Source organism: Pseudomonas sp. B19(2017) (genome assembly GCF_002113165.1).
Classification (GTDB): Bacteria; Pseudomonadota; Gammaproteobacteria; order Pseudomonadales; family Pseudomonadaceae; genus Aquipseudomonas.
Genome location: NZ_NEJR01000008.1, coordinates 86,028 through 106,182 on the forward strand (window position 1 = coordinate 86,028; position 20,155 = coordinate 106,182).

Annotated in this window: 15 protein-coding genes; 7 read left to right on the plus strand and 8 right to left on the minus strand. The window is 65.4% G+C overall.

The annotated features are described in order from the left end of the window. The first annotated feature begins 3 nt into the window (after positions 1-3). The 7 genes from CAF70_RS13420 (at position 4) to CAF70_RS13450 (ending at position 10,724) form a co-directional block, all read left to right on the plus strand. Positions 4-498 carry a DUF4381 domain-containing protein gene (locus tag CAF70_RS13420; RefSeq protein ID WP_085625249.1) on the plus strand — a complete coding sequence of 165 codons (495 nt, stop codon included), beginning with the start codon at positions 4-6 and terminating at the stop codon, positions 496-498. Further along, positions 491-1,567, plus strand: a complete 1,077-nt coding sequence (locus CAF70_RS13425; protein ID WP_085625250.1) for a VWA domain-containing protein — start codon at positions 491-493, stop codon at positions 1,565-1,567. The genes CAF70_RS13420 and CAF70_RS13425 overlap by 8 nt, the downstream gene beginning before the upstream one ends. Then, positions 1,564-3,282 (plus strand): tetratricopeptide repeat protein, encoded by a 1,719-nt coding sequence (locus tag CAF70_RS13430; protein WP_085625251.1) that lies wholly within the window; start codon positions 1,564-1,566, stop codon positions 3,280-3,282. Before CAF70_RS13425 ends, CAF70_RS13430 begins: the two co-directional genes overlap by 4 nt. Then, on the plus strand, positions 3,279-4,913 hold the full coding sequence (locus CAF70_RS13435) for a BatD family protein (protein ID WP_085625252.1): 1,635 nt from the start codon (positions 3,279-3,281) through the stop codon (positions 4,911-4,913). Before CAF70_RS13430 ends, CAF70_RS13435 begins: the two co-directional genes overlap by 4 nt. A 341-nt stretch (positions 4,914-5,254) precedes the next feature. Next, a complete protein-coding gene (locus CAF70_RS13440) occupies positions 5,255-6,493 on the plus strand; it encodes an exonuclease SbcCD subunit D C-terminal domain-containing protein (protein ID WP_085625253.1) in 1,239 nt (412 codons plus the stop codon). After that, positions 6,490-10,134 carry an AAA family ATPase gene (locus CAF70_RS13445; protein WP_085625254.1) on the plus strand — a complete coding sequence of 1,215 codons (3,645 nt, stop codon included), beginning with the start codon at positions 6,490-6,492 and terminating at the stop codon, positions 10,132-10,134. Before CAF70_RS13440 ends, CAF70_RS13445 begins: the two co-directional genes overlap by 4 nt. Beyond that, positions 10,131-10,724 (plus strand): glutathione S-transferase, encoded by a 594-nt coding sequence (locus CAF70_RS13450; protein WP_085625255.1) that lies wholly within the window; start codon positions 10,131-10,133, stop codon positions 10,722-10,724. The genes CAF70_RS13445 and CAF70_RS13450 overlap by 4 nt, the downstream gene beginning before the upstream one ends. Before the next feature lie 130 nt (positions 10,725-10,854). Here the strand turns inward: CAF70_RS13450 and CAF70_RS13455 are convergent, their stop codons facing one another. The 8 genes from CAF70_RS13455 to CAF70_RS13490 all read right to left on the minus strand — a co-directional run bounded on the left by CAF70_RS13455 (position 10,855) and on the right by CAF70_RS13490 (position 20,145). After that, positions 10,855-11,034, minus strand: a complete 180-nt coding sequence (locus tag CAF70_RS13455) for a hypothetical protein (RefSeq protein ID WP_063913828.1) — start codon at positions 11,032-11,034, stop codon at positions 10,855-10,857. 122 nt (positions 11,035-11,156) lie between these two features. Then, positions 11,157-12,287, minus strand: coding sequence for a lactonase family protein (locus tag CAF70_RS13460; RefSeq protein ID WP_256573290.1), 1,131 nt, complete (start codon positions 12,285-12,287; stop codon positions 11,157-11,159). After that, positions 12,253-12,543, minus strand: a complete 291-nt coding sequence (locus CAF70_RS13465; RefSeq protein ID WP_085625257.1) for a DUF5629 family protein — start codon at positions 12,541-12,543, stop codon at positions 12,253-12,255. The genes CAF70_RS13460 and CAF70_RS13465 overlap by 35 nt, the downstream gene beginning before the upstream one ends. A 163-nt stretch (positions 12,544-12,706) precedes the next feature. Further along, positions 12,707-15,082, minus strand: coding sequence for an RND family transporter (locus CAF70_RS13470; protein ID WP_085625340.1), 2,376 nt, complete (start codon positions 15,080-15,082; stop codon positions 12,707-12,709). A 20-nt stretch (positions 15,083-15,102) separates the two neighbouring features. Further along, positions 15,103-16,122 (minus strand): YCF48-related protein, encoded by a 1,020-nt coding sequence (locus CAF70_RS13475; RefSeq protein WP_085625258.1) that lies wholly within the window; start codon positions 16,120-16,122, stop codon positions 15,103-15,105. A gap of 265 nt (positions 16,123-16,387) precedes the next feature. Then, a complete protein-coding gene (gene pepN / locus CAF70_RS13480; protein ID WP_085625259.1) occupies positions 16,388-19,045 on the minus strand; it encodes an aminopeptidase N in 2,658 nt (885 codons plus the stop codon). A 12-nt stretch (positions 19,046-19,057) separates the two neighbouring features. After that, a complete protein-coding gene (locus CAF70_RS13485) occupies positions 19,058-19,888 on the minus strand; it encodes a DUF2797 domain-containing protein (RefSeq protein ID WP_085625260.1) in 831 nt (276 codons plus the stop codon). After that, a complete protein-coding gene (locus CAF70_RS13490; protein ID WP_003247224.1) occupies positions 19,885-20,145 on the minus strand; it encodes a YeaC family protein in 261 nt (86 codons plus the stop codon). The genes CAF70_RS13485 and CAF70_RS13490 overlap by 4 nt, the downstream gene beginning before the upstream one ends. Between the last annotated feature and the right edge of the window lie 10 nt (positions 20,146-20,155).

Here is a 20,155-nt window from a genome sequence, read left to right on the forward strand (position 1 = left end):
CCAATGAACCCGCTTGATCAACTGCAGCCGCTGATTGCCCCCGCGCCGATCGGCCTGTGGCCACCGGCACCCGGCTGGTGGCTGCTGCTGGCCGTGCTGCCGCTGCTGGCCTGGGGCCTGTGGCGGGTGCGCCGCTGGCGCCCGGGCAAACGCCGCATCGTGCGTGCCGAACAACCCCTGGACCCGGTACGCGTAGAGGCGCTGGCCGAGCTGGCCCGCCTGCCGCGCCCCTACGACGGTGCCCCGGCCGGGGCCTGGCTGCAACAGATCAACGCCCTGCTCAAGCGCCTGTGCCGCAGCCACTACCCAGGCGCCAACAGCCATACCCTCAACGGCCGCCAGTGGCTGGCGTTTCTCGACAACCGCTGCCCGGCCGCCGGCCTGACCCGCTGGATGGTGCTGGTCGAAGGCGCCTACAAACCCGAGTGCAAGCTCGATGACAAGGCCATCGCCGGGCTCAGCCAGGCCGTCGAAACCTGGATCCGCAAGCATGTTTGAACTGGCCTGGCCGTGGGTATTCGCCCTGTTTCCGCTGCCGTGGCTGGCGCGCCTGGTACTGCCGGCCGCCGACAGCGGCGAACCGGTGCTCAAGGTGGGCTTCCTCGACGAACTGGAGGGCCTGGCCGGCCGCCGCGCAAGGCTCAACCTGCCGACCTGGCGCCAGCAGGCGCCCTTTGTCGTCATCTGGCTGCTGCTGTTGTGCGCCGCCGCCCGCCCTCAATGGCTGGGCGAGCCGGTGCCAGTGGCCGCCAGCGGCCGCGACCTGCTGGTGGCGGTGGATGTGTCCGGGTCGATGGACTTCCCCGACATGCAGTGGCAGAACGAAGAGATCAGCCGCCTTGACCTGGTCAAAGCGTTGCTCGGCGACTTCCTGCAAGACCGCGAGGGCGACCGCGTGGGCCTTATCCTGTTCGGCAGCCAGGCCTACCTGCAGGCCCCGCTCACCTTCGACCGGCGTACCGTGCGTACCTTCCTCGACGAGGCGCAGATCGGCATCGCCGGCAAGAACACTGCCATCGGCGACGCCATTGGCCTGGCGGTCAAGCGCCTGCGCCAACGCCCGGCACAAAGCCGGGTGCTGGTGCTGATCACCGACGGCGCCAACAATGGCGGGCAGATCCACCCGCTGACCGCCGCCCGCCTGGCCGCCCAGGAAGGCGTGCGTATCTACACCATCGGCATCGGCGCCAACCCCGAAGCCAGCGGCACCCCTGGCCTGCTCGGCCTGAACCCGAGCCTGGACCTGGACGAAGCCTCGCTCAAGGAAATTGCCGAGATCACCCATGGCACCTACTTCCGCGCCCATGACGGCGCCGAACTGGACGCCATCGGCGACACCCTCGACCAGCTCGAACCCGTAGCCCAGCAACCGACCCAGGCGCGTACGGCCAAAGCCTTGTATGCCTGGCCCCTGGCCCTGGCCCTGCTGCTGAGCGTGCTGCTGGTGGTGGCCGTGCAATGGCCCGACAACCTGTTGCAGCGCCTGCTGCGCAAGCCGCGCTTCCTGCAACCGCACCCGGAGTGGCGCCAGCGCCTGAAGCGCTTGCGCCTGAGGAGGCGGCGATGATCGAACTGTGGCCCGAATGGTTGCGCCCGCTATGGCTGCTGGCCGTGCCCCTGCTTGGCTGGCTGCTGTACAAACTGTGGCACCGGCGCAAGCGCGCCGGGCGCTGGCAGATGATTCTGCCGCCAGCGTTCCATGGCGTACTGCTAGGCGGTGGCAGCGGCAGCACCAGTAAACTGCCGTGGGTGGCGCTGGGCCTGGCCTGGATGCTGGTGATCCTGGCCCTGCTCGGGCCCAGTTGGCAGCGCGTGGAAGAAAACCGCCAGCGCCCGGCCGACCCGCTGGTGATCCTGCTCGAACTGACCCCGCAGATGCTCGCCGAGGACAGCCCGCCCAACCGCCTGGAACAGGCGCGGCGCAAAATCCTCGACCTGCTGGAGCACCGCCGTGACAGCCAGACCGCGCTGGTGGTCTATGCCGGCTCCGCGCATACCCTGGTGCCGCTGTCCGATGACCTGGCCACCACCCGCAACCTGCTCGAGGCGATCGACCCGTCGATCATGCCCAAACCTGGCCAGCGTGCCGACCTGGCCGTGCAAAAGGGCCTGGCCCTGCTGGCCCAGAGCGGCCTGGGCCAGGGCCGCCTGCTGCTGATCGGCTCGTCGCTCAGCGCCCCGGAGCGCCAAGGCATCACCCAGGCCCTCGGCCGCCAGGGCCCGAGCCTGTTGATGCTGGGCATCGGCAGCCGCGAAGGCGCACCGGTGCGCCAGGCCAACGGCGAATACCTCAAGGACGACCAGGGCGGCATCCTGTTGCCGCGTCTGGACAGCGCCAGCCTCAAGAGCTTTATCAGCGGCACCGGCGGGCGCTACCGGCATGCCCGTATCGACGACCTCGACCTGCGCGGCCTGGGCCTGTTCGACAACCCGCGCGCCGGGCGCAGTGGCGGCCAGACCCTGCAACTGGACAGCTGGGCCGACCAAGGTTACTGGCTGCTGCTGCCGCTGTTGCTACTGGCCGCCTGTGCCGGCCGGCGTGGCTGGCTGTTCTGCCTGCCGCTGCTGCTGGCCCTGCCCCAGCCCAGCCAGGCCTTCGAATTCAACGACCTGTGGCTGCGCCCCGACCAGCAAGGTCAGCGCCTGCTGGAGCAAAACCGCCCGGCCAGTGCCGCGCGCCAGTTCCAGGACCCGCAATGGCGCGGCATGGCCCTGTACCAGGCGGGCGATTATTCTGGTGCCGCCGAAGCCTTTTCCCAAGGCGACACGGCCGCCGCCCACTACAATCGAGGCAATGCCCTGGCCCGCAGCGGTGAACTGGAAGCCGCGCTGGACGCCTACGAACAAGCCCTGGAGCGCCAGCCCGACCTGCAGGCGGCGCTGGACAACCAGGCGCTGGTGCAGCAACTGCTGCAACAGCGCGAGGCCAAGGCCGAGGAACAACCGGCCAGCAGCGATGCCCAAGGCACGCCCGGCAGCGAAACCGAAGGCAACAGCAGCTCGGCCAGCAGCCCGGCCCAAGGCACGGCCGGCGACGACGAACACGCCAACGCCGAACAGCCCGGCGAAGGCAGCAGCAACAGCCAGGCAGCACCCGGCAACCAGGCCGGCGCGGATGACAGCGTCATCCAGCCGCCGCAGCGCCCGGTATCGACCAGCCTCGATGCCGAACAGCGCCAGGCCCTGGAACAATGGCTGCGGGAGATCCCCGACAACCCGGCGGAGCTGCTGCGGCGCAAATTCTGGTATGAACAGCAATTGCATCAGGAAACCCCACGATGAGTCGCTTCGGCGTCTTTCTCCTCAGCCTGCTGTGGGCCGTGCTGGCCCAGGCCGAACCACTGCTGCAGGCCAGCGTTGACCGTACCCGCCTGGAAGCCGGCGAAAGCCTGGAGCTGACCCTGGAAAGCCAGGATGTCACCCAGTTCGGCAAGCCCGACCTGCGCGCGCTGGAGGGTGACTTCGAAGTGCGCGGCACGCGCCAGCTCAACAGCCTGCACAGCCTCGACGGCGAAACCCGCGCCAGCACCCGCTGGATCATTACCCTGCTGCCGCGGCGCAGCGGCAGCCTGCGCATCCCCGAGCTGCAACTGGGCCAGTCGCACAGTCAGGCCATCGAACTGCAAGTGCTGCAGGCCGACGCCAGCCGCCAGGACAGCGCCTCGCAGGTGTTCATCGAAGCCACGCTCGACAGCAACGAGGTCTACGTCCAGGCCCAGGCCGTGCTTACCCTGCGCATCTACCACTCGGTGGCGCTGTATGACGACAGCAGCCTCAGCCCGCTGCAACTGGAGAACGCCAAAGTCGAACCGCTGGGTGAATCGCGCACCTATGAAAAGGAAATCAACGGCGTCCGCCATGGCGTGATCGAAACCCGCTATGCCGTGTATCCCCAGCAAAGCGGCACCCTCGACATCCCGCCGCTGACCTTCACCGCCACCGCCGCCGCCAGCCCGGACGAAGCCCCGCAAGCCAACGGCACGGCCCGGACCGGCCGCCAGGTGCAGGTCAGCTCACTGCCATTGCGCCTGGCCGTACGGCCGATTCCGGCGGCCTGGCCGGCTGGTGTGCCGTGGCTACCTGCCCGCAGCCTGACCCTGGAAGAGCACTGGAACCCCGACCCTGGCAACCAGCAAGTGCAGATTGGCGACTCGCTGACCCGTAACATCACCTTGCGTGCCGAAGGCTTGTCCAGCACCCAGCTGCCACCGCTGCCAGCAACCGAAATCACCGGCCTGCGCCGCTACCCCGACCAGCCGTTGCTGCGCAACGAAATCAGCGACCGCGGCATGATCGCCAACCGTGAAGAGCGCGAAGCCCTGGTGCCGACCCACAGCGGCATGCTGGCCCTGCCGGTGCTGGAAGTGGCCTGGTGGAATACCCGCGAAGACCACCTGGAGCACAGCAGCCTGCCGGCGCGCACGCTGAACGTGCAGGACAACCCGGCGCTGAGCGCCGATACCCCGGTCGGCGACAACAGCAGTGCCAGCAGCTTGCTGTGGCCCTGGCAGCTGGCCACCCTGGTGTTCGCCCTCACCACCCTGCTGGGCTTTGCCCTGTGGTGGCGCGCCCGCTCGCAGCCAGCGGTGCTGCGCGCCGCGCAGGCCGGGCCGAGCCCGCGTACCTTGCTGGATGATCTCAAGCGCGCGTGCCAGGCCAACGACCCGCAGGCCACCCGCCAGGCGCTGGACGCCTGGGCCCGCCAGCAACCGGAGACCCTGGCCGAGATGGCGGCGCGGTTCGTGCCGTTGTCGGATGCGCTGGATGGCCTGAACGGGGCGTTGTACAGCGAGAGCGGGCAGTATTGGCAGGGTGAGGATTTGTGGCGGGCGATCGGTACGATTCCGCCGGCTGAGCAGGTGTTGCTGCCGACCGGCGAGAACGGCAGCCTGCCGCCGCTCTATCCCAAGTAATCGGCTGCCTGTGCGGGCCTTTTCGCGGGTAAACCCGCTCCTACAGGGACACCACTGCTTTCAAGGGCGGTGAGATACCTGTGGGAGCGGGTTCACCCGCGAACACCGGCGCAGCCGGTGCCAGCCACCCCGGCAGACCGGCGATATCACCTGGCATTGAGATAAAGTCGACCGGCCTCATCGCCGGCAAGCCAGCTCCCACAGGCACTGCACAAAGCTCAAGGACAGTGCAGAACCTGTGGGAGCTGGCTTGCCGGCGATTGGGCCGCACAGCGGCCCCATGCTTGGGTTACCATACCGCCCTTTCCCCGCTTGCTCGACTCGACACCAACAGGTCATCCATGCGTCTGTTTCATACCTCCGACTGGCACCTGGGCCAAAGCCTGCACGGCCAGGAACGCGATTTCGAACACGCCTGCTTCCTCGACTGGCTGCTCGGCCAGCTGCGCCTGCGCCAGCCCGATGCGCTGCTGATCGCTGGCGATATCTTCGACACGGTCAACCCGCCGGTCAAAGCCCAGGAACGCCTCTACGACTTCATCGTCCAGGCCCACGAGCAACAGCCCAAGCTGGACATCGTGATGATCGCCGGCAACCACGACTCCGGCTCGCGTATCGAGTTGCCCGCCGCGCTGATGCGCCGCCTGCGTACCCATGCCCTGGGCCGTGTGCACTGGCTGGACGAGGGCCAGCTCGACGCCGAGCGCCTGCTGATTCCGCTGACCAATGGCCGCGGCAAGGTCGCCGCCTGGTGCCTGGCCCTGCCCTTCCTGCGCCCGGCCGAAGTGACCGGCCCGCAACTGGGCGACGACTACCTGCAAGGCATCACCCAGGTGCACCAGCAACTGATCGCCGCCGCGCAGAAAAAACGCAAGAAGGACCAGGCACTGATCGCCATCAGCCACGCGCACATGGCCGGTGGCGCAGTATCGGAAGACTCCGAGCGCAGCCTGATCATCGGCAACGCCGAAGCGCTGCCGGCCAAGCTGTTCGACAAGGCCATCAGCTACGTCGCCCTCGGCCACCTGCACAAGCCGCAGAAGGTCAACCGCGAAGAGCGCATCCGCTACAGCGGCTCGCCGATCCCGCTGTCGTTCGCCGAAATCAACTACCCGCACCAGGTGCTGGAAGTGGAGCTGGATGGCACCGACCTGGTCAGCGTCGAACCACGCCCGATACCGCGCGCCGTGGCCCTGCAACGGGTTGGCCCGGCGCCGCTGGGCGAACTGCTGCAGCAACTGGCCGACCTGCCGGTAGTCGACCTGCTCGAAGACCCCAACCGCCAGCCCTGGCTGGAAGTGCGGGTGATACTGGACGAGCCGCAACCCGACCTGCGCCAGCAGATCGAAACAGCCTTGGAAGGCAAGGCCGTGCGCTTGATCCGCATCAGCGCCGAATACGCCGGCCGCAACAACGCCGAAGACGATGACCTGGCCTTTGTCGAACTGGCCCAGATGACCCCGCAGGACCTGTTCAGCCGCGCCTGGGAGCAGGCCTATGGCAACCCCGCCGACGAGCAGGCGCTGGCCGACTTCGCCCTGCTGTTGCAGGACGTGCAGCAGGAAGAGGAGCAGCCATGAAGATTCTCGCCATCCGTCTGAAGAACCTGGCATCCCTGGCCGGCCCGGTCGATATCGATTTCACCGCCGAACCGCTGGCCAGCGCCGGTCTGTTCGCCATCACCGGACCTACCGGGGCGGGCAAAAGTACCCTGCTCGACGCCCTGTGCCTGGCGTTGTTCGGCAACGTGCCACGGCTGAACGACATTGGCCGCGAAGCCAAGGTGCCAGACGCCGACGGTGAAATCCCCACCTCCGACCCGCGCAACCTGCTGCGCCGCGGCACCGGCAGCGGCTTTGCCGAAGTCGATTTCGTCGGCATCGATGGCCGCCGCTACCGCGCCCGCTGGGAGGCCAACCGCGCCCGTGACAAAGCCAACGGCAAGCTGCAGCACAGCCGCCAGAGCTTCTACGACCTGGACAGCGAGCAGGTACTGGGCAGCGGCAAGAACGAATACAGACAACTGGTCGAAGCCCGCCTGGGCCTTAACTTCGAACAGTTCACCCGCGCGGTGATGCTGGCCCAGAGCGAATTTGGCGCCTTCCTCAAGGCCGACGACAAAGAACGCAGCGAGCTGCTGGAAAAGCTCACCAATACCGCCATCTACACCCGCCTGGGCCAGCGCGCCTTCAGCAAGGCTCGCGAAGCCGGCGAGGCCCACAATGCCCTGAAGGAGCGTGCCAGCCACCTGCTGCCAATGGCCGCCGAAGCCCGTGCCGAGCTCGACCAGCGCCTGGAGCAGGCGCAACAGCAGTTCAAGGCCGACCAGGCCAGTGAGCGCCAGCTGGAACAGCAACGCAACTGGCTGAACGAGCAGCGCCAACTGCAAGCCCAGCACGCCGAAGCCGGCACCGCGCTGCGGGCTGCCGAACAGGACTGGCAACAACTGGCTGACCAGCGCCTGGACCTCGCGCGCCTGGAGCGCCTGGCCCCGCAGCGCCACCAGTTCCACCGCCAGCAGACACTGGCCGCGCAACTGACACCGGTGGCAGCGAAGATCGCCGAGCAACAGCAGCAGCAAGCCGAACTGCATGTGCGCACCGGCGAGCTCCAACAGGCGCTGGACGCTGCGCGCCAGGCGCTTGCCGATAGCCAGGCGCAACACAGCGAGAACGCCCCTCGCCTGCGCCAGGCCTTTGCCGCCCAGGACAACCTGGCCCGCCTGGAGCAGGAGCTGGCAACACAGCGCAGCGCCAGCGAGCAGGCCGAGCAGCAGGTCGCCGAAGGCCAGCAGCACCTGCAGCAGCTGGAAGAGCACCAGCAGCGCAGCCTGCAGCAACTGGCGCAAATCGACGTCGCGCTTGCCGACAGCCAGCACCTTGCGGGCCTGGCCAATGCCTGGCAAGCCTACCTGCCGCAACTGAAGCAAGTGATGCTGATTGGTGGCCGCCTGGCCAAGGGCCGTGAGGAACTGCCCGGCCTGCAGGCCCAGGCCAGCCAGGCCAATGCGCACTTGCAGGCCGAGCGCGATGCATTCGAGCTGCTGTTCCGCGAAGCCAAGGCCGAACCCCAGGCCCTGGCAGAACAGATCGACCTGCTCGGTGGCATGCTGCAGGACAACCGCAAGCAGCAGCGCGCGGTGGAAGAACTGGCACGCCTGCATGGCCGAGAGCTGGAACTGCGCCAGCAGCTGGAGGCCGTGCGCGAGCGGCAGCAGCAAGCCATGCAGCAACGCCAGCAACTGATTGCCGAAGGCACCGCCGCCAAGGCCGAGCTGGAAAACGCCGAACAGGCACTCAACCTCACCCGCCAGTTGCTGGAACGCCAGCGCCTGGCACGCAATACCAGCGTCGAAGAGTTGCGTGGCCAATTGCGCGACGGCGAACCTTGCCCGGTGTGCGGCAGCGCCGAGCACCCGTTCCACCAGCCTGAAGCACTGCTGCAAAGCCTGGGTCGCCATGACCAGGCCGAGGAAGACGCCGCGCACAAGCAGGTCGAAACCCTGAACGGCAAGCTGGTGGAACTGCGCACCCAGCTGGGTGTGGTCAACGCCCAACTCAAGGACTACCAACAGCAACAGCAGCAACTCGGCGAGCAGTTGCAACCACTGGTGGCCCAGGTGCAAGCGCACAGCCTGTGGCCTGCCCTCGCCCCGCAGGACGACAGGGCCCGCAGTGCCTGGCTCGACAGCCAGCTGCGACGCCTGGACGAAGAAATCAGCCAGGACGAGAAACGCCAGCGCGCCCTGCTCGCCTTGCAAAAAGATGCAGCCCGTCTCAACCAGCAACTGCAGGCCGCCGAGCAGGCGCAACAGCAGGCCCAGCGCCATCTGGAGCAACAACATCAGGCCCTGGCCAACGACCAGCAGCAGTTGCAGCAAGGCCTTGACGACTTGGCCAGCGTGTTGCCCCAAGAGGCCCTCAAGGCCTTGAACGACGACCCGGCCAATGCCTTCCTCGCCCTGGACCAGCAGATCGCCCAACGCCTGCAGCAACTGGAGCAGCGCAAGGACGAACAGCAGGAACAGCAAGCCCGCCAGGCCCAGCTGGACAAGCTGCGCGACCAGCAGCAGGCGCGCTTGCAGACCCAACAGCAACTGCAGCAGAAACTGGCCACCCTCGACGAGCAGCGCCAACAGGCCCAGGCTGCGCTCGGCGAACTGCTTGGCGAGCACGCCAGCGCCGAAGCCTGGCAACAGCACATGGACGCCGCGCTGGAGCAGGCCCGCGCCCTCGACGCCGAAACTGCCCAGCGCCTGCAGGACCTGCGTACCCAAGGCGTGCAACTGGCCAGCGAACTCAAGGCCAACACCCAGCAGCAACAAGCGCTGGACGGCGAGTGCCAGCAGCTGAAGGGCCAGATCGCCCAGTGGCGCGGTGAACACCCGGAACTGGACGACGCCGGCCTGGATCGCCTGCTGGATATGGATGACGCGCAGGTCAATGAACTGCGCCAACGCCTGCAAGGCGCCGAAAAAGCCATCGAACAAGGCCGTGTGCTGTTGCAGGAACGTGAACAACGCCTGCAACAACATGCCGCGCAAATGACCGTGGACACCTCGGCCGATGCCTTGGAACAGGCCCTGACCGAACTGCGCGAGCGCCTGGCCGGCCATGAGCAGCAATGCGCCGAACTGCGTGCACAGCAGGCCGATGACCAGCGTCGCCAACAGGCGCACCAGGCGCTGGCGGCGGAAATCGAACAGGCCCACCAGCAGTGGCAACGCTGGGCTCGCCTGAACGCCCTGATCGGTTCGGCCTCGGGCGATGTGTTCCGCAAGATCGCCCAGGGCTACAACCTTGACCTGCTGTTGCACCACGCCAACACCCAACTGCGCCAGCTGGCCCGCCGTTACCGCCTCAAGCGCGGTGGCAGCGCCCTCGGCCTGCTGGTGCTGGACACCGAGATGGGTGACGAACTGCGTTCGGTACACTCGCTGTCCGGCGGGGAAACCTTCCTGGTGTCGCTGGCCCTGGCCCTGGGCCTGGCCTCGATGGCCTCCAGCACGCTGCGCATCGAATCACTGTTCATCGACGAAGGCTTCGGCAGCCTCGACCCCGAGTCGCTGCAACTGGCCATGGATGCCCTCGACGGCTTGCAGGCTCAGGGCCGCAAGGTGGCGGTGATTTCCCACGTGCAGGAAATGCACGAACGCATCCCGGTGCAGATCCAGGTACGCCGCCAAGGCAATGGCCTGAGTGACGTGGAGGTGTGCGGGTGATCCTCTACTCGTTCCGCCGCTGCCCCTGGGCCATGCGCGCGCGCCTGGCCCTGCGCTATGCGGGGTGCGAGGTGGAGATTCGCGAGGTAGCGATGAAGAACAAGCCGGCAGAACTGCTGGCCTTGTCACCCAAGGGCACCGTGCCGGTACTGGATACCGGTGCCGGGGTACTCGAAGAAAGCCTGGACATCATGCGTTGGGCGCTGGCACAAAACGACCCGCAGGACTGGCGGCTGCAGGCCGACCCTGTGGCGGCGCAGCAGGCGCAAGCACTGATTGCGCGCAACGACAGCACGTTCAAGGCGCAGGTCAACCTGTACAAGTATGCCGAGCGCTACCCCGAGCATACCCGCGAGCATTACCGCCAGCAGGCCGAGGCCTGGCTGGCGGAGCTTGAAGCCCTGCTGGCGGGCCGGCCCTACCTGCTGGTCGACCACCCAAGCATTGCCGATGCCGCGTTGCTGCCCCTGATGCGCCAGTTTGCCGGGGTCGAACCGCAGTGGTTCGCCGAGGCGGCTTATCCGCAGGTGCGGAGCTGGCTGGAGGGCTGGTTGGCTTCGGACCTGTTCAAGGCAGTGATGACCAAGTAAACAACTATAAGCACTACACGGCCCCTGTGGGAGCGGGCGTGCCCGCGAAGCAGACAGCGCGGTGCATGGCACCGGCTTTGCCGGTGTTCGCGGGCACGCCCGCTCCCACAGGGTCCGTGTCAGGCTTGCGTCAGTGGTGGTGCTTGCCACTCAGGGCCGCATGGAAATTGGCACTCTGGCGCAGGTATTGCTCGGTATAACTATGCGTAGCGGACGCCTTGCCGCTGCTGTCGGCATGGGCATGGGTCGGCAACACGACCGAAGCGGAAATGGCGGATGCGGCAATGACCGGGAAGAGATTGAAGTTCATCTGGGCTGACCTCGACGGCGGTGGTTTGACGTTGGCCCGTTTGGGCCTTGGGTCAAACTTACGCCGCCGAAGCCGCAGGCAAAAATTCATTGCGGCAGTATCGATTATCACGCCGATCGATATCACTCGATGAACTTCAGGTCCGACGGTGCCTCCTGCTTCAGCGTCTGCACCGTCTCCAGCAGCTTGCCGCTACGCGGATCGCGACGTATCACCACGATCTGGTTGCTCTTCTGGTTGGCCACCAGCAGGAAGTTGTCACCTGGATCGAGGGCGAACTCGCGGGGGTGATCCCCCTCCACCGAACGGCGCTGCAGGAATGTCAGCTGACCGTCCTGCTTGCCCACGCTGAAAGCAACGATCTCGTTGGCCGTGCCGCGGTTGCTCACATACAGGAAGCGCCCGTCCGCCGACAGGTGCAAGCCACCTGCCGCTTTCGCCGCAGCTTCCTTGCTCTCGGTCAGGGGCAGGCGCTGGCGTTCGACCAGGTTGCCCTCCTGCACATCGAACATCACCACTTCGGCGCTCATCTCCAGGGTCAGGTAGGCGTGTCGGCCCTTGGCGTCGAACAGCAGGTGACGCGGCCCGCTGCCCGGCGGCAAATCCACCGACGCGGGGATCGCCGGCGTCAGCGGGTGGTCGGCGCTGGCACCGTCGTAACGGTAGATGAATACCTTGTCAGCCCCCAGGTCGCTGGCATACAGGTGCCGACCGTCCGGTGACAGCACCAGCGAATGCACGTGGGCGCTGGCCTGGCGCTCGGGGTTGACCCCGCTCGCCTTGTGCCGGGCCTGCTGCACCACCGGCTTGAGCTTGCCGTCGCGGGCAACCGGCACCACCACCAGGCTGCCGCCGGGCTCGGGCTTGACCGCGTAGTTGGCCACGAACAGATAACGCTGGTCGCGGCTGAGGCTGGCATGGGTCGGCTCGTCACCTTGGCTGGATACCTGGTTGAGGAGCTTGATCTCGCCCTTTGCACTGACGCCGAAACTGCTGACATGGCCGTTCGGGGCTTCGTTGACCGCGAACAGCTGGCGTTGATCGGCCGACAACACCAGCCACGAAGGGCTGACACTCTTCACCACCTGCTGCGGCTCAGGGTCGATATGGCCGGTCTTTTCGTCGAACTGATAGCGGTAGATGCCTTGGCTGGCGCCATCGGTGTAACTGCCCACCAGCAAGGTGGCGGCGTGGGCGTGGAGTGTCAGGCTCATCAGGCTAGCGGTCAGCAGGCTCGTCCAGGTCCGGTTCATCTTGGTCATCATCCGGGGCGCGAAAGGCACTCATACAGACTAGCCGATGCGCGCCGTTGGCATCGTCGAGTTGCCACTCGTCACCCACGGCGATGGCAGCTGTGATCTGCTCGGGGGTGAAGGACCAGCGCCGGAGCTGGCGACCGTCCATGCATTCGATGGTGAGGCCGGATTCGTCGGAGGTGAAGTCGAAGGCGTGCAGGCCGTCGATCAGGAGCATGTCGCAGGACTGCAGGGCGGTGGCGAGGGGGGACATGGGGGTACCTGTGAGGGATGTGGCGGTATTATAACCCTGGGGCTGCTTTGCAGCCCATCGCGACACAAGGCCGCTCCTACAGGGATCGCGTCAATCTGCGAATACGCGTTCCCTGTAGGAGCGGCCTTGTGTCGCGATGGGCCGCAAAGCGGCCCCCTGCAATTCAATGGGCGAAAATCGACCCACCCTCCTTGCCCACCATCTTTTCCGGCTTGATCAGGAACCGTGCCAACGCCGGCAACAACCACAGCGCCCCGAACATGTTCCACAACAGCATGAAGGTCAGCATCAGCCCCATGTCGGCCTGGAACTTGATCGCCGAGAAGATCCAGGTGCACACGCCGATGGCCAGACACAACCCGGTGAACAGCACAGCCTTGCCGGTCGAGCGCAGGGTCTCGTAATACGCCTCCTGCAACGGCAACCCGGCACGCAGGAAGCTTTCCAGCCGGCTGTAGATGTAGATGCCGTAGTCCACACCAATACCGACGCCCAGCGCCACCACCGGCAAGGTCGCCACCTTGACCCCGATGCCCATGTAGGCCATCAGCGCGTTGCCCAGCACCGAGGTCAGCACCAGCGGCAGGACGATGCACAGGGTGGCGGCGAACGAGCGGAAGGTTATCAGGCACATCACCGCCACGCAGATATACACCAGGATCAGGATGGTCAGCTCGGCCGACTTGATTACCTCGTTGGTCGCTGCCTCGATCCCGGCGTTGCCCGCCGCCAGCAGGAACTGCAGGCCTTCCTTGTTGTGGCTGTCGGCAAACGCCTTGGCCACGGCAGTGACCCGTTCAAGGGTTTCGGCCTTGTGGTCGTTGAGGAACACCAGCACCGGCGCCAGCGAGCAGTCGCCGTTGTACAGGCCATCGGCGCGGGCGATCGAGTTGTTGAGGATGTCCGGGTTGCGCGACAGGGTTTCCCATTTCAGGCTGCCCTCGTTCATGCCCTTGATCACCTGCTTGGACACGGTCACGAGGGAAATGGCCGACTGCACGCCAGGGGTGTTCTGCATGGTCCACATCAGCTCGTCGATCGGCGCCATGGTCGAGTGGATCGAGCAGCTTTCCGGCGGGGTCTTGACCATGATCACCAGCACGTCGGAACTGGTCGAGTAGTTGCTGATGATGAAGTTGTTGTCCTGGTTGTAGCGCGAGTCGGGGCGCAGCTCCGGCGCGCCCTGGTCGAGGTCGCCGATCTTCAGGTTCTGGCTGTACCACAGGCCACCGGCGAAGGCGACCAGCGCCAGCACCACCGACACCGGCGCCACCCTGGCACTGGCAAAGTTCGACAGCAGGCGCCAGAACGGGTGCTCGCGGGTAGCGTCCTGCTTGCTGCGCTCGACAGCCTTCTTGCTGATGCCTACGTAGGAGATGGCTACCGGCAGCAGGATAAGGTTGGTGAACACGATCACCGCCACACCGATGGAAGCACCGATGGCCAGTTCACGGATCACCCCGATATCGATGATCAGCAGGGTGATGAAGCCCACGGCGTCGGCGAGGATGGCGATCATCCCCGGCAGGAACAGCTGGCGGAACGTGCGCCGGGCGGCGGTCAGGGCGTTGTCGGCGTCACTCGACTGCAGGGCGATACCGTTGATCTTCTGCACCCCGTGGGAAATGCCGATGGCGAAGATCAGGAACGGCACCAGCATCGAGTACGGGTCCAGGCCAAAGCCCACCGCATGCATCAGGCCCAGCTGCCAGACCACAGCCACCAGGGTGGTGATGAGCACGGCGATGGTGCTGCGGAGGCACCAGGTGAACCAGTACAACAACACCCAGGTGATGGCCAGGGCGACGCCGAAGAACATCGCCACCATCACCAGGCCGTCGATCAGGTCACCGACTTTCTTGGCGAAGCCGACGATGTGCACCTTCACGTTGGGGTTCTGCGCCTGGAACTTGTCGCGGATCTTCTCCTCCAGCTGGTGCGAAAACTGCTGGTAGTCCAGCTTTACCTGCTTGCCCGGGTCCTGCGGGTCGGGGTAGCTCTCCAGCAGTGGCACATCGACGATGCTGGACTTGAAGTTGTTGCCCACCAGGCGCCCTACCTGGCCTGACTTGAGCACGTTGTCGCGGAGTGTGTCGAGGCTGTCCTGCGAGCCATTGTAGGTGTTGGGGATCACCTCGCCACCAGAGAAGCCTTCTTCGGTGACCTCGCTCCAGCGCACGCTGGGGCTCCACAATGACTTCAGCCCGGCACGGTCGACGCCAGGGATGTAGAACACTTCGTCATGGACCTGCCGCAGGGTTTCCATGTAGTCCTTGTCGAAGATGTCGCCATTGACCGCCTCCACCGAGATGCGCACGGTGTTGCCGAGGTTGGCCAGGTCGTTGCGGTGCTCCATCATCTGCTCGATGAACGGGTGCTGCAGCGGGATCATCTTCTCGAAGCTGGTGGACGGGCGAATCTGCGTGGCCTGCCAGAACAGGAAGATGCTGACCAGCACGCACAGGGCGATGACCACGGGGCGGTTGTTGAAGATCAGGCGTTCGAGCAGCGTGGCCTTGTCCTGGTGATGCGGGTGCATGGTGATGCTCTCCCTGCTGGTCATGGACGCACCTCCTGGTCAGCACCCTGCGGGTCAGCCAGGTGTACGCCACCCTGCCCTACCAGCAGCAGGCCGCCATCGGCCCGGCCGCTGACGCCGGCCAGGGCGATGCGGTCGGCGCGGTTGTAGACAGTGAAGGTCTGGCCATCATCGGTACTGCGCAGCACGCTGCCGCCATTGCCGACCAGCACCAGGCTACCGCCCTCGACAAGCGTAGCGCCTGCCAGGCCGAATTCGAGGGTGCCACGTGCGGCCTTGAGTTCGATCGGCTGCCAGCTGTCGCCGAAATCGGTCGAACGGAACAGGTTGCCGCGCAGGCCGTAGGCCAGCAGGGTGTGCGGCCGGGCAGTACCGATCACGCCGAACAGCGAACCCTCGTAGGGGCCCTGGACCTTGGTCCAGCTCTGGCCGTTGTCGGCGGAGCGGAACATGCCGCCTTGCTCGCCGACGATGAACAGGCCCGCGTCACGCACCTGGGCGATACCGTTCAGGTGCAGCTGGTCGGGGTTATCCAGGCGCTCGGCCACGTCCTGCCAGTGCTGGCCGCCATCGGTGGTTTCCAGCAAGGCGCCGTAGGCACCCACGGCAAAGCCGTGCCGGGCGTCGAGGAAGGCGATGTCGAGCAACGGCGCTTCACGGGCAAGGTCTTCGAACTGCTTGCTCCAGGTGGCACCGCCGTCGCTGCTGGTGAGGATCTGCGCATCATGGCCCACGGCCCAGCCGCGCTTGTCGTCGAGGAAGAAAACCGCGGTGAGCAGTTGCCGGGTGGGCACCCGCGCCTGGGTCCAGGTGCTGCCCTGGTCGTCCGAGAACAGGATATGACCGCGATCGCCCACCACTACCAGGCGCTTGCCGGCGTGGGTGGCGTCGATCAGCAGGCTCTGGCTGGCCTTGGCCGATTCGGTGGAGTATTCGTCGGCGGCAGCGGCTTGCACGCTGTCGGCCCATATGCCAAGCCCCAGCGCCAGTACCGCGCCGGCTGCCAATGGCCAGGCAAAGCGCCTGTTCTGTTCCCTCATGACTGTCCCCTTTGTGTTTTTATTTAGCGGGTCAATGCATTGCAGATACTGCGAAAAGCCTGATCTAGAGGCCTACAATAGCTTGAGAGGATCGTAGCGGGGATGTTTGCGGGAACACAACGAGCGGGGTGTTATGTTTTGTTGTCGGCCCAAAAAGCTTCGCGGGTAAACCCGCTCCCACAGGTCCTCCACCGCCCATGAAAGCAGTGCAGTACCTGTGGGAGCGGGTTTACCCGCGAAGAGGCCAGCTCAGGCTACAGAAAACTCAAGCCAGGCTCTTGCTCACAACCTCATACACATCACTGGACAGCTCGCCAGAAGCCAGAATCCGCTCCAGCTCGCCCTTCATCAGGGCCTGACGCGCAGCGTCATACTTGCGCCAGCGAGTCAGCGGTGCCAGCTGCCGCGAGGCGATCTGCGGGTTCAGCGCATTCAGCTCGATCACCAGGTCCGCCAGGAAGCGATACCCCGAGCCATCCGCCGCATGGAAGTTGACCAGGTTCTGCCCGGCAAAGGCGCCAATCAGCGCACGGACCTTGTTCGGGTTCTTCAGGGTGAACGCCGGGTGCTGCATCAGCGCCTTGACCCGCGCCAGCCCGCCCGGCAGCGTGCTCGCCGCCTGCACGCTGAACCACTGGTCCATGACCAGCGGGTTGTCCTTGAAGTGCTCGGCAAAGGCCTCCAGGGCCTTGGCCCGTTCAGCCTCGAACGGCGAGTTGACCAGTACCGCCAGTGCGGTCAAACGCTCGGTCATGTTGTCGCACTGCTCGAACTGCTCCAGGGTCGCCTCTAGCACCTGCGGCTGGCCGCTCTGCATCAGGTACGACAGCGCGATATTCTGCAGGCTGCGGCGGGCAAAGTGCTCGGCAGACGCCACATAGGCGGTGTTCCGCGACACTTCGCGGTTGGCCTGGTAGCGCGCCCACAGGGCGTCGAACAGCTGCTCGGCGATCTGCCGGCGGGCGAATTCGCGGGCAGCATGGATAGCGTCCACATCGGCCACCTGGCTGATTTCGGTAAGGTACGCCTCTCCTGGCAGCGAGAGCATTTCGGCAACCATGGCCGGGTCCAGCGACTCGTTGCCGAGTACAGTGCCAAGTGCGGTGATCAGACGCTGGTCCAGCTTCAGTGCTTCGCCGCGCTGATGCTGGCCGATCAGCTCCTGCAGCACCTGCACCGACAACTGCTGCCCCGCCTCCCAACGGTTGAAACCATCGCTGTCATGCTGCATCAGGAACATCAGCTGATCGCGGTCGTAGGGGAAGCTCAGCTTGACCGGTGCGCTGAAACCACGCAGCAGCGACGGCAGCGGCTTGGCCTGGATGCCCTGGAAGGTGAAGGTCTGCTCGGCTTCGGTCACCGACAGCACGCGGCTGGTGCCCTGCGCCGCAGCTTCAGCGGCCAGTTGCAGCGGCAGGTCGTTGCCTGCGGCGTCCAGCAGGCCCAGTTCCACCGGGATCACGAACGGCAGTTTTTCGGCCTTGTCCGGGGTCTGCGGGCAGCTCTGGCGGAATGTCAGGCTGTAGGTCTGCGCGGCCGCATCATAGGCCTCGCTGACGTCCAGGCGCGGGGTGCCGGCCTGGTTGTACCAGCGCTTGAACTGGGTGAAGTCGACGCCGTTGGCGTCTTCCATGGCCTTGATGAAATCGTCGGTGGTCACCGCCTGGCCATCGTGGCGCTCGAAGTACAGGTCACTGCCCTTGCGGAAGCCATCGGCACCCAGCAAGGTACGCACCATGCGCACCACTTCGGCGCCCTTCTCGTACACGGTCAGGGTGTAGAAGTTGGAGATCTCGATGAAGCTGTCCGGGCGTACCGGGTGGGCCATCGGGCCTGCGTCTTCGGCAAACTGGTGGGTACGCAGGTAGGCCACATCCTCGATGCGCTTGACCGTGCGCGAGTTCATGTCGGCGCTGAACTCGGCGTCGCGGAACACCGTGAAGCCTTCCTTCAGCGACAGCTGGAACCAGTCACGGCAGGTGACCCGGTTGCCCGACCAGTTGTGGAAGTATTCGTGGGCGACCACGCCTTCGACGCGCTGGTGGGCGGCATCGGTAGCCGTTTCGGCACGGGCCAGCACGCAGCTGGAGTTGAAGATGTTCAGGCCCTTGTTTTCCATGGCGCCCATGTTGAAGTCGTTGACCGCGACGATCATGAAGATGTCCAGGTCGTACTCGCGGCCATAGACCTCTTCGTCCCAGCGCATGGACTTCTTCAGGCTGACCATGGCGTGGTCGCACTTGTCGATGTTCTCGGGTTCGACGTAGATGCGCAGGGTAACGTCGCGGCCCGACTGGCGGGTGAAGCTGTCTTCGACGCACCACAGGTCGCCGGCCACCAGCGCGAACAGGTAGGCCGGCTTCATGAACGGGTCTTCCCAGGTTGCCCAGTGGCGACCGTCTTCAGCAGGCCCGCTGCCGATCGGGTTGCCGTTGCTCAGCAATACCGGGTAGCGATGCTGCTCGGCGATGACCGTGGTGGTGAAGGTGCTCATCACGTCCGGGCGGTCGAGGTAGTAGGTGATCTTGCGGAAACCTTCGGCCTCGCACTGGGTGCAGAACATCTTGCCCGACTTGTACAGGCCTTCCAGTGCGGTGTTGCTCTCGGGGTGGATCTTCACGCTGGTATCGAGGGTGAAGCGCTCGGCCTTGGGCTGCACGGTCAGGCTGTCGGCGTCGAGCTGGTAGTCACCCGGCTGCAATTCCTGGTCATCCAGCGCGGCGCGCAGCAGCTCCAGCTGCTGGCCATCGAGTTCCAGTGGCGGCAGGCCGGCACCGCGTGCCGGGTTGCGGCGCATGACCAGTTGCGCGTGAACCAGGGTGTGGTCCTCGAACAGCTCGAAGGTCAGGTGCGTCTCGTCGATCAGGTACTCGGGCGCCTGGTAATCCTTGAGGTAGATCACTTGCGGTTGTTCGGTACGCATGTAGAGGTCCTTTTACTGGAGCACGGCCAGCTGGTAGGCCGTGTACTTGCGAATATTGATCACACCGGTGTCGAAGATCAGGTACTGGCCCTTGATGCCCAGCAGCGTGCCTTCCACTACCGGGTCCTTGTCGAGGTTGAAGCTGACGATCTTTTTCGGGTAGGCCTCGACCGGATATTTCATCTGGACCACTTCGGCGTCGCGCAGCGGCTGGATCGCTTGCAGGCCAAAGCGGCCTTGCAGTTCGCCCAGGCCAGCGGCGCAGGCATCGAAGACCTGTTCACGAATGGCAACCAGGTCGAGCTCCTCGGCGTCGCCCTTGAGCAGGGTGCGCCAGTTGGTGCGGTCCGGCACCTGGCTGCGCAGCAAGTCCTCGACCAGGCCGGATTGCTGGCGGGTGGCCACACGCAGGATCGGCAGGGCCTGGCTGGCGCCCTGGTCGAGCCAACGGGTGGGCAGCTGGGTGGCGCGGGTAATACCGACCTTGATCCCCGACGAGTTGGCCAGGTAGACCACATGGTCGGTCATGCAGAACTGTTCACCCCACGACGGTTCGCGGCAGGTGCCGGCGTCGTAGTGGCACTTTTCCGGGGCCATGATGCAGACGTCGCACTGGGCCAGCCTGGTCATGCACGGGTAGCAATAACCCTGGCTGAAGCTGGTCTTGGTGCGCTTGCCACAATGGCTGCAGTGGATGGCGCCGAGGTATTCCAGGCGCAGGCGCTGGCCGATCAGCGGGTTGACCGGCACTTGCGTGTCATCCAGGCGGAAGCTGTACTGCACCACCGGTGCCTGCAGGCTGACCGCCATCTTGCTCAACGAGCCACGAGCGAGTTCGATCAATGTACCGAGTCCGACTTGAACAGAATGTTGGCGATCGGTGCAGACTTCGACGCGCACTCCTGCGGCCCCATGTAACCGGTGCGCTGGTCTTCGGGCAGGTTTTTCATTTCCCAGGCGATCACTGCCTGCAGCGACAGCTCTTTCTGTTCGGCGGTGAGCTTGCGGCCGTCCGACCATTTGCCGATTTCCACGGCCAGCTTCAGGCTCTGGTAGATTTCCGGGGTGATGTTTTCGATCATTTGCGCGAAAGTGGACATAGTGTCTCCT